The organism is Amycolatopsis plumensis, from assembly GCF_042652605.1.
In the GTDB taxonomy this organism is placed as follows: domain Bacteria; phylum Actinomycetota; class Actinomycetes; order Mycobacteriales; family Pseudonocardiaceae; genus Amycolatopsis; species Amycolatopsis plumensis.
In genome coordinates, this window is the sequence record NZ_JBHSJY010000001.1 from 6194564 (window position 1) to 6208540 (window position 13977).

The 13977-nt window shown below is 73.3% G+C and carries 15 protein-coding genes; 7 read left to right on the forward strand and 8 right to left on the reverse strand.

What is annotated here, in order from left to right; genetic code table 11:
- Positions 1-2 precede the first annotated feature (2 nt).
- The 3 genes from ACFPLC_RS30245 to ACFPLC_RS30255 form a co-directional block, all read right to left on the reverse strand.
- On the reverse strand, positions 3-980 hold the full coding sequence (locus tag ACFPLC_RS30245) for an ABC transporter substrate-binding protein (RefSeq protein WP_378189812.1): 978 nt from the start codon (positions 978-980) through the stop codon (positions 3-5).
- A gap of 21 nt (positions 981-1001) precedes the next feature.
- Positions 1002-1835, reverse strand: coding sequence for an ABC transporter ATP-binding protein (locus tag ACFPLC_RS30250; RefSeq protein WP_378235969.1), 834 nt, complete (start codon positions 1833-1835; stop codon positions 1002-1004).
- 272 nt (positions 1836-2107) lie between these two features.
- Entirely contained in the window at positions 2108-2626 is a 519-nt protein-coding gene (locus tag ACFPLC_RS30255) for a MauE/DoxX family redox-associated membrane protein (RefSeq protein WP_378235970.1), read from the reverse strand.
- A gap of 133 nt (positions 2627-2759) precedes the next feature.
- On the opposite strand from ACFPLC_RS30255, the gene ACFPLC_RS30260 reads away from it, so the two are divergent.
- The 5 genes from ACFPLC_RS30260 to ACFPLC_RS30280 are packed head-to-tail and all read left to right on the forward strand — an operon-like array spanning position 2760 to position 5239.
- A complete protein-coding gene (locus ACFPLC_RS30260) occupies positions 2760-3443 on the forward strand; it encodes a hypothetical protein (RefSeq protein ID WP_378189806.1) in 684 nt (227 codons plus the stop codon).
- Positions 3440-3955, forward strand: coding sequence for a hypothetical protein (locus ACFPLC_RS30265; protein WP_378189804.1), 516 nt, complete (start codon positions 3440-3442; stop codon positions 3953-3955). The genes ACFPLC_RS30260 and ACFPLC_RS30265 overlap by 4 nt, the downstream gene beginning before the upstream one ends.
- Entirely contained in the window at positions 3921-4487 is a 567-nt protein-coding gene (locus ACFPLC_RS30270) for a hypothetical protein (protein ID WP_378189803.1), read from the forward strand. The genes ACFPLC_RS30265 and ACFPLC_RS30270 overlap by 35 nt, the downstream gene beginning before the upstream one ends.
- Positions 4484-4657 carry a hypothetical protein gene (locus ACFPLC_RS30275; RefSeq protein WP_378189801.1) on the forward strand — a complete coding sequence of 58 codons (174 nt, stop codon included), beginning with the start codon at positions 4484-4486 and terminating at the stop codon, positions 4655-4657. Before ACFPLC_RS30270 ends, ACFPLC_RS30275 begins: the two co-directional genes overlap by 4 nt.
- Before the next feature lie 18 nt (positions 4658-4675).
- The gene (locus ACFPLC_RS30280) at positions 4676-5239 is read left to right on the forward strand and encodes a hypothetical protein (protein ID WP_378189799.1); all 564 of its coding nucleotides are present in this window, start codon (positions 4676-4678) and stop codon (positions 5237-5239) included.
- Here the strand turns inward: ACFPLC_RS30280 and ACFPLC_RS30285 are convergent.
- The 3 genes from ACFPLC_RS30285 to ACFPLC_RS30295 all read right to left on the reverse strand — a co-directional run bounded on the left by ACFPLC_RS30285 (position 5214) and on the right by ACFPLC_RS30295 (position 10400).
- Positions 5214-8513 carry a S8 family serine peptidase gene (locus tag ACFPLC_RS30285; RefSeq protein WP_378189797.1) on the reverse strand — a complete coding sequence of 1100 codons (3300 nt, stop codon included), beginning with the start codon at positions 8511-8513 and terminating at the stop codon, positions 5214-5216. The two genes, ACFPLC_RS30280 and ACFPLC_RS30285, sit on opposite strands and share 26 nt — an antisense overlap.
- Before the next feature lie 189 nt (positions 8514-8702).
- Positions 8703-9596, reverse strand: coding sequence for a LacI family DNA-binding transcriptional regulator (locus tag ACFPLC_RS30290; RefSeq protein WP_378189795.1), 894 nt, complete (start codon positions 9594-9596; stop codon positions 8703-8705).
- A 171-nt stretch (positions 9597-9767) separates the two neighbouring features.
- Positions 9768-10400 carry a TetR/AcrR family transcriptional regulator gene (locus ACFPLC_RS30295; protein ID WP_378189793.1) on the reverse strand — a complete coding sequence of 211 codons (633 nt, stop codon included), beginning with the start codon at positions 10398-10400 and terminating at the stop codon, positions 9768-9770.
- A gap of 86 nt (positions 10401-10486) precedes the next feature.
- On the opposite strand from ACFPLC_RS30295, the gene ACFPLC_RS30300 reads away from it, so the two are divergent.
- Positions 10487-11290 carry an SDR family NAD(P)-dependent oxidoreductase gene (locus ACFPLC_RS30300; protein WP_378189791.1) on the forward strand — a complete coding sequence of 268 codons (804 nt, stop codon included), beginning with the start codon at positions 10487-10489 and terminating at the stop codon, positions 11288-11290.
- Positions 11291-11331: 41 nt separating this feature from the next.
- Positions 11332-11838, forward strand: coding sequence for a DinB family protein (locus ACFPLC_RS30305; protein WP_378189789.1), 507 nt, complete (start codon positions 11332-11334; stop codon positions 11836-11838).
- On the opposite strand, the gene ACFPLC_RS30310 is transcribed toward ACFPLC_RS30305, so the two are convergent.
- Together ACFPLC_RS30310 and ACFPLC_RS30315 are read right to left on the reverse strand one after the other, a co-directional pair.
- Positions 11825-12586 carry a DUF1295 domain-containing protein gene (locus ACFPLC_RS30310; RefSeq protein WP_378189787.1) on the reverse strand — a complete coding sequence of 254 codons (762 nt, stop codon included), beginning with the start codon at positions 12584-12586 and terminating at the stop codon, positions 11825-11827. The two genes, ACFPLC_RS30305 and ACFPLC_RS30310, sit on opposite strands and share 14 nt — an antisense overlap.
- A gap of 2 nt (positions 12587-12588) precedes the next feature.
- Complete coding sequence (locus ACFPLC_RS30315; RefSeq protein WP_378189784.1) at positions 12589-13851, reverse strand: class I SAM-dependent methyltransferase; 1263 nt, start codon at positions 13849-13851, stop codon at positions 12589-12591.
- Between the last annotated feature and the right edge of the window lie 126 nt (positions 13852-13977).

Genomic DNA, 13977 nt, shown 5'->3' on the forward strand with positions numbered 1-13977 from the left:
AGCTAGTTCTTCAGCGCGTCGACGGCGGCGTCGACGAACTGCGCCATGGACTTCGGCCCGCCGAACATCCAGAGGGAGTCCGGGAAGCGGTGCACCTTGCCGCTCTTGACGAACGGCAGGTTCTGCCAGATCGCGTTGCCGGCCAGCTGCTGGGAGTACGGGTCGCCCTCGGCATTGTTGGCGAGGTACCAGAACCGCACGTCGGGCAGCTTGGTCAGGCCTTCGACGTCGGCCTGCGCGAGACCGTAGACCGCGTCGCCGTCCATCGGCCAGGCCGTCTCGAGGCCGAGCCTGCCGAAGACCGCGGACACCAGCGCGCCCTTGGTGTACGGGCGGATGCTGACCGCGCCGGAGGTGACGTAGGCGTCGGAGAAGGCGACTTTCTGCCCCAGGGCGCCCAGTTTCTCCACTTCGGACCGGCCGGCGGTGAGCTTCTGCTCGAATTCGGCTTTCAGCTGCGCGGCCCGGGTTTCGGTCCCGGTCGCCTTGGCGATGGTGTCCAGGTTGGCGTACATCCCGGCGATCGGGTCCTTGGCGTTGCCGCCGGTGATGACGATGACCGGGACCTTCGCCTCGATCTGGTCCAGAGCCCCTTCGGTCACGCTGTCGGTGACGACCACGAGGTCCAGGCCCAGCGAGCCGAGCGTGTCGAGGCTCGGTTCGCCGCGGGTGCCGATGTCCTTCGGGGTGCCGTCGAGCTTCTCGGCGCTGACCCACTGGCCGTAGCCTTTGATGTCGGCGACGCCGACCGGCATGACGCCGAGCGACACGAGGTGCTCGACGGCGTTCCACTCGGTGGCCGCGACGCGCTTGGCCGGGTGGGCCAGCTTCACCTCCTTGCCGCGCGAGTCGACGACGGTGACCGGGCCGGCGCCGCCGGTGGCGGCCGCGTTGCCGGTGGGTGCCTCGGTGGTGCCGCAGCCCGCCACGAAGAACGTGACGGCCGCGGACAGGCCGAGCAGCAGCCGGGTGATGCGCATGTTTCTCCTGTTTTCCTTGGGTCAGACGGACGCGGTGCGCGCGTCGTTGAAGCGGCCCACCGCGCGGGTGTGGATCCGCCCGTCGGCCGGGTCGGTCACGACCTCCACGCGGATGCCGTAGGCGCGGGTAAGGTTTTCCGGCGTCAGCACGTCGGCGGGGGCGCCCTCGGCGGTGACCCGGCCGCCTTCGAGCAGCAGCACCCGGTCGGCGACCGCCGCGGCCTGGTCGAGGTCGTGCAGCACCACGCCGACCCCGACACCGTGCCGGTCGGCGAGGTCGCGGACGACGTCGAGGATCTCGACCTGGTACCGCAGGTCGAGGTAGGTCGTGGGTTCGTCGAGCAGCAGCAGCGCGGTGTCCTGGGCCAGGCAGGCGGCGAGCCACACCCGCTGGGCCTGCCCGCCGGAGAGCGCCTGCACCGGCCGGTCGGCGAGGGCGGACAGGCCGGTGAGCTCCAGCGCGCGGGCGACGGCGGTGGGGCCGCCGGGGTCCCGGCCGCCCCACCGCGACCGGTGCGGGTGCCTGCCGTATTCGACCAGCTCCCGGACGCACACCCCGCCCGGGGCGGTCCGGTGCTGCGACAGCAGGGTGATCCGCTTGGCAACGTCCTTTCCGGACAGTGCGCGCAGGTCGGCGCCGTCGGCGAAGGCGACCGAGCCCGCGACCGGCGGGTGCAGCCGGGCGAGCGTGCGCAGCAACGTCGACTTCCCGCTGCCGTTCGGGCCGATCAGCGCGGTCACGGTCCCGGCGTGCAGCGAGACGGACGCGGCCCGCACGACGACGTCGGTGCCGTAGGCGACGTCGACCGCACGGGCGTGGACACCGGTGCCGGCGGGGTGGGGGACGAGGGACACAGGAGGACCATAAGGTCAGGCTTACCTAAGTAACAAGGTGGCGGACGGCACAATCCGGACACCGTCGCGTTCGAGTCGTCCCCCGAGGCCGGCCGCCCGCGGGGAGCGGGTGGACGAACCGCCGTGAGCCGGCTCGCCGGCGGTGCTGCCCGGCGGGGCTTTTCGAAGCCGAGCTCCGCGCGGCGGGCGTCCCCATTCCCCGATAAGCATAAAAAGGACACCCGCCGGTGATTTTCCGGCGAACAATCAGCGTTCCACGAACCGTGGAAGAATCATCGAAAAGCGCGGCCGGGTTTTCGGCCACCCGCTGCGCGCCACGCCGGAATCAGGTGGTTCGCCATCGCGAGGACCACACCGGCGGCCACGCACGCCCAGCGATCCGGGCCCGGTCCCGGCGCGCCGAGCACCGCGGACCCGGCGCTGCCCGCGGCGAGCACGACCGCCCGGCACACCACGGCCCACGACACCTTCTCCGCGCCGAAACACCCGCACGGCACGCCCGGCCGCCGTGTCCGCAGCACCGCCGTGTACCCGGCAAAAGCGCAGTACAGCGCCGCTTGCGCGGTGGCGGGCAGGGCCGTGGCCGCCGGGGCGGTGAGCAGGGTCGCGAGCGTGGCCGCGCCCACGGCGACCTCCGCGGCGGCGGCCGGCGCGGCCACGACCGGCGGCAGCAGGCGGTGGGCGCGCAGCACCGCGCGGTGCTCCCGGTGGCGGGCAGCGTGGGCCGCGCCGGCCGCGGTCAGGAGCACCGCCCCGAACGCCGTCAATGCCGCGGACCAGAAAGTGAGCATGAACCCACTGTATTCACCGACAAAAGTGCCGTCCCCGATCGGAGCAATTCGGAAGCCGGTGGAAAACGATCGTGGTCACCGCGGAATCCGTCGGCTACGCTCGCCGGGTGCGATTCCGGGAATCGGAGGTCTCATGGGGGCACAACGGCTGCGATTGGTGGCGCCGAGCGGCGACCGGGTGACCGTGGGCCTGCCCGCGGCGGCCCCCGTCTCGCACGTCGTGGCCGGCGTCCGGTTCGTCGGCGGCTCCTACGGCACCGGGTTCCAGATCGGGTCCCGCGGCTACCACGACTTCGCGTGCACGCACGTCGCTCCGGCGGACACCCGTGAGCGGCTGGTCGTGCACGGCCGGGAGGTGGTCGTCGCCGAGGCCCGCGACGGGCAGTCGTCGGTGGCCACCCTGCTCGGCACCTACCACGAGCTGATGACGGTGTACGCCGGCCCGGCGCCCCACCGCGACCGCGTGCGGGCCCTGTTCGGCTCGCTGCGCATCGAGGACCACGTCGACGGCATGACCGTCGTCCCCCGCGCCGAGACGCTGCTGGATCCGATGAACGAACACCTCGTGGTCGTGGTGAAGGACCACGGTTCGCTCTCGATCCCCGCGCCGCGCCAGGCCGCGGCCTTGCTCCCGCGGCACGCGGGCGCGCGCACGAAACACGGTGAAGTCTGGAAGTCCGGGTACGGCGGGAAGTCCTTCGTCCTGGGCTGCCCGGCGGGCGTGGCCGAGGTGCACCTCGCGGACACGGCGGCGAAGACCGAGCGGGAGCGGCTCGACTGGCTCGACGACCTCGACGTCGCCTGGGACCGCCGATGACCGCCTCGACCGCGCTCACCATCCTGACGTGGGCGGCGATCATCCTGCTGTTCTTCGGGCTGGCGGCGGTCCTGCGCGAAGTCCGGCTGCTGCGCGCGACGATCACCCGCAGCACGGACGGGTTCGTGGCCGCCCCGCCCGATCTGGTCCTCGGCCCGCGGTTCGCGGGCCGGATCGTGGCGGCGGTCGATTCGGGCTGCCCGCTGTGCCTGGCCGTGGCCGAGCGGCTGGCCGGGCTCGGCGCGGACGCGACCCTGCTGACCCACGAACCCCGGACGACGTGGGCGGACCTGGCCCGCGGCCTGCCGGTGGTCAGCGACGCCGAAGCGTGGCGTGCGGTTTCCCACCTCGCGCCGCCGGTGCTGATGCTGCTCGACGGCACCGGCCGCGTCCGCCGGATGCTGCTCCCGGTCCGCGCGGCCGAAGTGGACACGGCCGTGGCCGGCTGGGCCGCGCCGGAGGAAGGAGGCGAGACCGGTGACGCTGGAGCTGTCGCACATTCCCGGCCTTGACCGGCCCGGCCCGGCGGCCGCGGTCACCCGTGCGGGCCGGAAGCTGAAGGTCCGCGGTACGCGCCGGACGTTCCTGCGCGCGGTGGCGCTCGGCGCGCTGACGCTCGGCGCGACCGCGCTCGACTGGTCCGGCCTGTCCCGCGTCCGCACGGCGAACGCCGAGTTCAGCCCGTACGGCATGCCGGGCTTCGACCGCAACGACTGCCGGGACGCCTATCCGGCGGGCTACGCCGAACTGTCCGACACCAGCGGCGCCTACGTCACCACCTACGCCGCCTGCTTCGGCGGGTTCTGGCGGGGGAGCGGCTACTGCGAAGCGGGCTGGCACAAGTACGGCACGTGGAACGAGGGCGGCCTCCAGGTCGACCACCAGCCGGTGGCCAACACGTGCGGCCAGTTCGTCGGCAAGAACGCGTGGCGGTGGACGACGCCGGACCAGAAGGTCTACCGCTGCTCCGACGGCTTCTCCACCTTCTGGGGCGGCGGGTACACCGGCCAGACGTACCTGACCATCTGCCGCGCCGCCCTGTGACGGACGGGACCGCCCGGCGCCGCTGGCACCCGCTGACGATCGCCGCCGGGCTGGCGCTCGCCGCGGCCGCGGTGACCCTCGCGCTCGTCCTGGCACCGGGCCGGCTGCTGCCGGCCGCGTGGCTCGTCCTGTGCGCGGCCGCCGGGTTCGCCACCAGCGGCTCCAGTTGAAGCCGGAACTCGGCCTTCGTGCTGAGCTCGCCGGTCTGGCGAGGCACTCCGACACTGGCGTTCTGCGCCGGGCTCCTCGGCGGCGGCGTCCTGTCCGCGCTCGTCCTGCTCGTGGCCGGTTCCCTGCTGCGCGCCCCGCTCCCGGCGGCGGCCGGCTGGGCCGTGGTGGCCGCGGCGCTGGGTGCGGTCCTGCTGCGCGAAACGGGCGTGTGGTCGTTCCGGCTGCCGGAAAACCGCCGGCTGGTGCCGGACACGGTGTTCCGGCTCGGCCGGCACCTCGGCCCGCTGCAGTTCGGGTTCGAAATGGGCACCGGCGCGCGCACGTACCTGCCCAGCGGTCTGCCGTACGTCGCCGCGATCGCCGTGGCCCTCACGGCTTCGCTGCCTGCGGCGCTGTGTGCGGGCGCGGGGTTCGGGCTGGGCCGGGCGCTGATGACGACGGCGAACCTGCGCTACGACGGCGAAAGCGGGTGGGACGGCGAGTGGCTGGCCCACGGCCGGGAGCTCAAGCTCCTGACCGGGGCCGCCTTCGTCGTGCCGCTCGCCGCGATCGCCGTCACGGCGCTGTCTGGTACGCCCTGATCACGGTCTGGGTGACCGCGTTGCCGTCCGCGTCCCGGGCGGTGATCCGCAGCGACACGAACCCTTCGCCCGCCGGGTTCCGCACCACCGCAAGACCTCCGTTGCCGATCCGGGCGGTCGGCGCGACCGTCCAGTGGGCACCGTCGTCCGTGGACGTTTCGACGCGCAGGTCCGCCAGCCGGAACTCGCCGGCGCGCGGCTGCCGCTGCGCGGTCAGGGCGAGCACGAACGGCTTCCCGGCCGGGGCCCGGCTCTGCTCGTCGACCGCGCCCTCGGCGCGGACCACCAGCAGCGGCAACGGTTTCAACGGCGCCGCCAGGCCGGGCTCGCGGAACGTCCACGTCACGTCCACCGCGGTCCCCACCACCGACCACGGCACGCTGCGCGTGGCCACCGACCGCAGCGTGTAGGTGCCCGCGGTGTCCGGGATCGCCAGCGCCCCGACGGCCGGGCTCGGCGCGGTGGCCAGCGCGACGCCGTCACGCGACAGGCTCGCCGTGCCGGTGAGGCCACCCGGTGGCGAGGTGTACTGCTCCGGATCGCTGCCCGACACCAGCGGGATCGCGTACACCAGCTGGTTCCCGGCGCGGACCACGCCCCATCCGTCCTGCGGTGCGCCGAAGGCGGGCCCGACCGGCGCGCGGTTCCAGCCGGCATGCTCGAACCCGGGCCGGTAGGTGCGGTACGAGTAATTGTTTTCCGCGTCGGTCAGCGGGTCCGGGTACACCGCCAAGAGGTGCTGCCAGGCGACGCCGGTCGTGTAGTACTCGGTGCGCCGGCTCGGCAGCGCCTGCGCCGTAACCTGGTAGGTCCCGCTGTCGGCGCCCGGGAAACCGAAGGTGACGTCGTCGAGGCGCAGGCTCTCCGCCGGTTTCCCCTGCGTGTGGTACCGGGTGTCGACCACCGCGAGGTCCCGGTCCCGCACCCGGAACACGGGATCGGCGGGCACCCGGCCGCGTTCGAGGAGCGCCAGCTGGTAGACGTACCCGTTCGGATCCACCCCGGGCGGCCGAGCGGCCAGCGTCGCCCGGAAGTACAGCCCGTAGGTGTGGTCGGTGACCTCGTTGCCCGAGCTTGCCGCGTACAGCTCGGTGCCCGGCTGGGCGATCCAGGCGAGCGTGTTCGTGCGGGTCCCGCCCGGGTTCCCCGACACCAGGCCCAGTTCGCCGCCCTGCAGCCGCGCGTCCGGGCGGTCGACCACCGCGCGCAGCGGTTTGCCCGCCCGGGCGTCCAAAATGACCGAAACCGCGCCGGTCACCGGCTGGCCGGGCCGGGAAAGCAGCGTCACGGCGGCCGGCCGGCTCTGGCCGCTCGGGTCACCGGACACGTCGAACGCGTTGAGGTCGTACCGCCCCTTGGGCACCCGGACCACGGCCGTGCCGTCGGCGCGGAACGGCCGGACGCCGAACGCGGCCCCCGTCGTGGTGTCGACGAGCGTGGCGACACCGGCGGTGAACCGCCCGTCGCGGCCGATCATCCGCACGGACACGTCGTAGCTCTCGGGCTCGAGGAACGCACCGAGCGCGGTCTGCACGGCGATCCCGGGCGCCGTCGCGGTCAGCCGGCCGCCCTGCGGCCCGGCAGCGCTCGCGCCCGCCTGGAGGGTGACGCCGACGTCGGCATCGCCGTGCGCGGGCACCACCACGGACGTCGCCGAGGGGCTGAACAGCGGCTGCGGGTTCGTGGCCAGCGCAAGGGTGACGGGCGCGTCCCCGTCGTTGTGGTAGGTCACGGTCTTGGTGACGGGCCCGGACCGGGGCCAGGCGACGAAGCCGTAGCCGAGGCTGCCGGTGGTGGCGGTGACCTGCTGGGTGACCGCGCGCCCGGCGTCGACCCGGCCGGCGCCCTGCTCGACGACGTCGGCGGTGGGCTTCGCGGTGCTCGTCAACGTGGACTTGAGCCGGCCGGCGAGCCAGTCCGGGTGCCGCTGGAGCAGCAGGGCCGCCGAACCGGCGACGTGCGGTGCCGCCATCGACGTCCCGGAAAGCCGGGTGTAGTCGCCGTCCACCGGCGCGGTGTCGCCGTCGCGCGTGCCCGCCGCCCGGGCCGAGACGATGCCTTCGCCGGGCGCGGCGACGTCGGGCTTGACCGCGTGGTCGCCGAGCCGCAGGCCCCGGTTGGAGAAGGCGCTGGTGGTGTCCTGGGCCGACACGCTGCCGACCGCCAGTGCCGCGTCGGCCGCGGCGGGCGCGACGACCGGTCCCGGTTCGGGCAGGTCGAGCGAGCGGTCGTTGCCCGCCGACGCGACGAAGAGGGTGCCGTAGCGGGCGGTCAGCGTGTTCACCGCCTGGGACACCGGATCCGTGCCGTCGGTCGCGTCGCCGCCGAGGCTCAGGTTGACCACGCGGACCTTCGGCGCGATCCACTCCATGCCCGCGATCACCGCGGACTCCGGGCAGCCGTAGGCGAGGCAGACCTTGCCGCTGATCAGCCGGGCGTCCGGCGCGACTCCGCGGTAGCGGCCACCGGAGGCGGCGCCGGTCCCGGCGATGATGCCGGCCACGTGCGTGCCGTGCCCGACGTCGTCACCGGCGTCCGGCCGGGTGCCGGTGAAGTCCTGCGCTTCCACGACTTTTCCGGCGAGATCCGGGTGATCGGCTTGGACGCCGGTGTCGAGCACGCCGACGGTGACCCCGCGGCCGGTGTAGCCCGCCTGCCACGCGACCGGGCCGCCGATCTGCGGCACGCTGACGTCGAGGGCCGGCTCGGCCAGGCCGTCCAGCCAGACCTTGCCGATCGGGGCCCGCAGCCCGGGCCCGGCGGTGAGCCAGGTCCAGAACTCCGTTCCCCGGTGCCGGTCCTGGCGCAGGGCCGCGCCGCGCACGCTCGGCAGGTCACGGACGGCCGTGGTGGCGGGCGGCGTGGCCGCGGGAGCGCCGTCGGCGTAGGTGACGATCAGCGGGAGCGCGCCCGCGGCGTCGGTGAGGTGGCGGCGCAGCAGTTCGGAGACGTCGAACAGCCGGGAATCGAGTTTTCCGGCGCTCACCAGCGCCAGCGCGTCCGAAGGCACCACGGTGATGTCACCGGGCTTCGCGCCGGTGATCGTTTCCCGGAAGAAACCGATCCGGTCGCGGCCGGGGCCCGGTTCGACCACGACCGTGTTTTTCCCACGCGAATTCGAGAGCACCCGTACCCGATCGCCGGTGATCAGCGTGACGGATTGTCCGGAATCGCGGGAGATACCGGGTGCGGTGGCCGGTTCCGCCGCCGCCGGAACGGGCAACGACCAGCCCGCCACCACGACGGCCGCCAGTGCCAGCTGTCTTCGATGCATGTCGGGACCCCTCCGGCCGAGATCTTTCCCCCGATTCCGCGTGCCGAATGCGCGCGGCAAAATAGCCGCGGTCACGTTAACACCGGAGCGGGCGGCCAGGGCAATACGTCATTTCCGTGAACCCGTCGCCGACAATTGATCACCGGAATACCGGCGGTGGCGAAATGCGGGGAAGCTATTCGGCCGGGTTCAGGGCAGCCGGGGCGGCGCGGTGCTGGCGCCCGGGGTCAGGCGCGGGGCGAGGAGCCGGGTTCCGGGCACGGTGCCGTCGTCGAGCTGCCCGATGACCGTTTCGACGGCCAGCGCGCCGATCTCCCGCGCCGGGATCGCCACGCAGGTCAGCTCGAGCAGGCTGTGCGCGGTGAGGCTCTCCGGGCAGACCGCGACGAGCGAGACGTCCTCGGGCACGCGCAGGCCGCGGTGCTGCAGGCTCGCCAGCACCGCGGGCAGCGCCGTTTCGTTGTGCACGACGAGGCCGGTGACGTCCGGGTGGTGGGCGAAGAGCGCGTCGAGGCCGCGCAGCGTCCGCCAGTGGGTGTCACCCCAGGCCAGCGCCGTCGCCCGGAGGCCCCGGCGGGCCGCTTCCGCCGTGAAGCCCTGGGCGAGCCGGGTCGCGGCGCTGCTGCCGCGCCGGTAGGCCGCGGGTGGCGGGCCGATCAGGGCGACGTGCTCGTGGCCGAGGCCGGCCAGGTGGCCGAAGCAGAGCGCGCCCGCCGCGGCGAAGTCGAGGTCGAGGCAGCCGAGCCCGCGCGGGGAGTCCGGCACGCCGATCAGCAGCGCCGGCCGGTCCAGCCCGAGCAGCACCGGCACGCGCGGATCGGCGGCTTCGACGTCCATGACGACGACACCGTCGGCGACGGAATCGGACACCGCGCGGCGCAGCGCGGCGGGCCCTTCTTCGGCGGTGACCAGGAGCAGGGCGTGGTCCCGGGCGCCGGCGGCGGAGATGGCGGCGGCCACGAACTCCCGCACGCCGACGTCGTGGGCGCCGGCGCGCAGCGGCACGACCAGGGCCAGCACGTTCGTCCGGAGCCCGGCCGTGAGCCGGGCCCCGGCGTGCCGGTGGTGACCGCGCTTGCGCATGAGTGCTCGACTGCCCCCAGAAGACGGCGATCCGTCACGGTGTGTCGAACCGCATCGACGATATTCGAACGTAGAGTACGCATCGGGGATGCGCAAGCAGCTCGACGCGCGTTCACCAGGGCAGGTGATGATCGAACCGATTCGATCATTCCCGGCGAGGACGGCCGGAGCTCACGCCGTCCGGAGGCCCGCCTCGGCGAAGGCGAGCACTGCGTCGACCAGGCCGGCCAGCTCGGGCATCTCCGGCCGCGCCCGGCCTTCGCGGGTCACGTAGATCTCCCGGAGGCCGGTGACCACGGTGACGGCCGCGAGCCGGGGGAGCAGGGCGTCCGCCGGGTGGCCGAGGTCCTCGCCGAGCGCCGCGGCGATCAGCAGCTCGAGGTCGCGGTAGCCGGCGCGGGCCCGGCCGCGGAGGTCGTCGTCGGCCATGAGCAGGTCGGCGCGCAGCGCGCGGCGCTGCCAGATGTGCGCGGGATCGACCCCGGAGGCGCGGTCGCGCTCGTCGAGTTCGCGCATGGTCGCGTGCATCCACTCGCGGACCGCGTCGAGCGTGCTGCCCGGCGGCCGGTCGCGCAGCCGCGCCGCCAGCGACTCCGGCGTGAACGGGTCGTCGGCGAAGAGCAGGTCGTCCTTGGCCGGGAAGTGGAGGGTGACCGTGCGGGTCGCGACGTCGGCCCGGGCGGCGATCTGCGCGATGGTCGTTTCGCGGTAGCCCTGGCTCGCGAAGAGGTCCAGGGCCGCGTCCTGGATGCGGGCGCGGGTCTGGGCCTTCTTGCGCTCACGGCGCCCGTCGTTCGCGATCATGCCGACGACCTTACCATCCGACGCAATAATGCAGTCCATGCTACTGTTAGCTTGTGATGCAGTAATTCGAGCAGGAAGGGCATGTCGTGACGAAGAGCTGGTTCATCACCGGGACGTCCAAGGGCTTCGGCCGCGAGTGGACCGAAGCGGCGCTGGCCCGCGGCGACCGGGTCGCCGCCACCGCGCGGGACGTCGAAAGCCTGCGGCCGCTCGTCGAGCAGTACGGCGACGCCGTGCTGCCCCTGCGGCTGGACGTCACCGACCGCGCCGCCGCCGTCGAGGCGGTCGGGCGGGCGGCGGCGGAGTTCGGAGCACTGGACGTGCTGGTGAACAACGCGGGTTACGGGCACTTCGGGATGGTCGAGGAGCTGACCGAGGAGGAGGTCCGGGCGGAGCTCGAGACGAACTTCTTCGGCACGCTCTGGCTGACCCAGGCGGCCCTGCCGATCATGCGGCGCCAGGGCCGCGGCCGGATCATCCAGGTCACCAGCGAAGGCGGCATCCGCGCGTTCCCGGGCATCGGCGCGTACCACGCTTCGAAGTGGGCGGTCGAAGGGCTTTCGGAGTCGCTGCGGCAGGAGGTCGGCGGTTTCGGGATCGACGTGATCTGCCTGGAGCCCGGCCCGTACCGCACGGACTTCGGCGGCGGCAGCGTCCGGCAGAGCGAGCCGCACCCGGACTACGACGCCGTGCGGGAAGCGACGCGGATCGAGTGGGACCTCGGCGACCCCCGGGCGACCCGGGAGCCGTTGCTGGCGCTGGCGGACACCGAGGACCCGCCGGCCCGGATGTTCTTCGGCAAGTCGTTCGCGGCGGTCGAAGCCGAATACCGGGACCGGCTGGACGGCTGGCGCAAGTGGGAGCCGGTGGCACTCGCCGCGTTCGGCTGACCGGGCCGGAACTGTCGGACCCCTCTGGCAGAGTTCCGCCCATGACCGAACGACCACCGCGCCCGGACGTCCCGCTCACCGGCGGCGAGCGGGAGATCCTGACCAGCCTGCTCGACCGCCACCGCGCCACCGTCGCGTGGAAGGCCGGCGGCCTCACCGAAGAGCAGGCCCGCCGGGTGCACCTGCCCAGCGAGCTGACGACCGTCGCCGGGCTGGTCGCGCACCTCACGCTCAACGAGTGGTTCTGGTTCGCCGTGGTCGTCGACGGCGAGGAAGACACTTGGGAGGAGCGTCTCGAGCAGGACCCGGACGCGGAGTTCCGGATCCCGCCCGGGACGTCGGTGGAGCAGCTCCTCGCGGATTACGAGAAGCAGTGCGCCCGCAGCCGCGAGATCGTCGCCGCACGCGGCCTCGACGATCGGGTGACGCACAAGGACGAGACCTTCAACGTCCGCTGGGTCCTCACGCACATGATCGAGGAGACCGCGCGCCACGTCGGCCACCTCGACCTGCTGCGGGAGCTGACCGACGGCCTCACCGGGGAGTGACTTTCCTGGGCGGCAACGGGAAGAAGCCGCTGGTGCGCTCGACGTAGTGCGCGTAGGCCGGGCGAGTGCGAGCCATTCCCTTCTCCAGCAACGGTTTTCCCGTCCCGCGGGCCAAGGTGAACGTCATCGCCACGGGGGAGAGGACGGTCGCCGCGCCCGGCCACGTCGAACAGGCCAGCAGGTAGAGGCCCCACCACACGCACGCGTCGCCGAAGTAGTTCGGGTGCCGCGTGTAGCGCCACAGCCCGGTGTCCAGCACCCGGCCGTGGTTGGCCGGGTCGGCCTTGAACCGGCGCAGCTGGTCGTCGCCGATCGTCTCGAACAGGAACCCGATCAGCCACACCGCGACGCCGAGCCAGCCGAGCGGGCCGATGCCGGTGCCGTCCACGGCGAACTGCACGGGCAGCGACACGAAGTACAGCACCACGGCCTGGAAGAGGTACACGCGCAGGAACATCTTGGCCGGGCCGTGGCCCATCCGGGCGTACCGTGGGTCCTCCGGCAGCTTGTGGTTGCGCAGGTGCAGGTGCACCGCGAGCCGCACCCCCCAGACGACGGTCAGGAGCACCACCACCAGCCGCAGCGGCAGCGGCCCGTCGCCGAACGGGAAGGCGGCGACCGCGACGAGCGCGAAGCCCAGCCCCCAGAACGTGTCGATCGTGTCGTAGCGCTGGCGCGCCCGCGCGATCCCGAAGGTCACGGCCACCGCGACGAGCGTGACGGCGGCCGTGACGAGCAGCTGCGGCATCGTCACCACTCCCGCGTCGGCGGCATGCCGCTGGCGCCGCCCGCGTGCGGCCGCACGGCCAGGATCTGGTCCACGCCCATCCGGTTCTCCTCGAACGCCAGCGCCCCGCCCACCAGGTACAGCCGCCAGACCCGCGCGCCCGTCTCCCCGATGAGCGCGACGACGTCGGCCCGGTTCTCCTCCAGGGTGTCCGCCCAGGCCCGGACCGTCCGGACGTAGTGCTCGCGCAGCGCGTGCACGTCCCGCACCTCGAGACCCGCGGTCTCCAGGTGGTCGATGGTCCGGCCGACCGGCCGCATGGTCATGTCCGGGGCGATGTACCGCTCGATGAACGCGCCGCCGCCGGGGGCGACGTTCCCGCGGGACATCTGCTGGAGCAGCACGCGCCCGCCCGGCTTCACCATGCGGTGCAGCGTCGCCGCGTACGCCGGGTAGTTGACTTCGCCGACGTGCTCGCCCATCTCGATCGAGGCGACCGCGTCGAACGGCGCGTCCGGCAGCTCCCGGTAGTCCTGCCGGCGCACCTCGACGCGGTCTTCCAGGTCGTGCTGGGCGAGCCGGCCCCGGATGTGCTGCAGCTGCTCGGCCGAGAGCGTGATGCCGACGGCCTCGACGCCGTGGTGCTTGGCCGCGTGGACGAGCAGCGAGCCCCAGCCGCAACCGACGTCGAGCAGCCGCATGCCCGGCCGCAGCCCGAGCTTGCGGCAGATCAGCTCCAGCTTGTCGTGCTGGGCCTGGCCGAGGCTCTGCGACTCGTCGGTGAAGTACGCGCACGAGTACGCCATCGACTCGTCCAGCAGCAGCTGGTAGAAGGCGTTGCTCAGGTCGTAGTGGTGGGCGATGGCGGAGCGGTCGCGCAGCAGGCTGTGCAGCTTCCCGGTCAGCCGGGCCTCTTCGGCGGGCGGCTTCGGCGGCGGCCCGGCGACACCGAGCCGGGCGGCCAGCCGGAGGGCTTCGGCCCACTCCCGCGGCCCGAGCTTCGCCGGGGTGAGCTCCCCCGAACGGGTCAGGGCCCGGATCCGGCGGAAACCGTCGGCCAGGTCGCCCTCGACGTCGAGGTCCCCGGTGACGTAGGCGCGGGCGAGCCCCAGCTCGCCCGGCGCGTAGAGCAGGCGGCGCAGGGCGCGGCGGTTGCGGAGCACGAGGGCCGGTGCGTCGTCCGGGCCGGCCCGGGTCCCGTCCCAGGTCCGCAGGCCGACGGGGAGCGGCCCGCCGAGAAGCCGTTCGGCGAACGAGGCAAGGCGGTAGGCGGTGGTGTGCGGCATGCCCGGGATTCGCTCTCCCCGCCCCGCCGGATTGGTCCCCGGCCGGTCGTGAGTGGTAAGGCGGGTTCTAACCCGCCTTACCACTCACGACCCGCCGCGGCAGCGGACTTCGCCGGCCCGGCAATC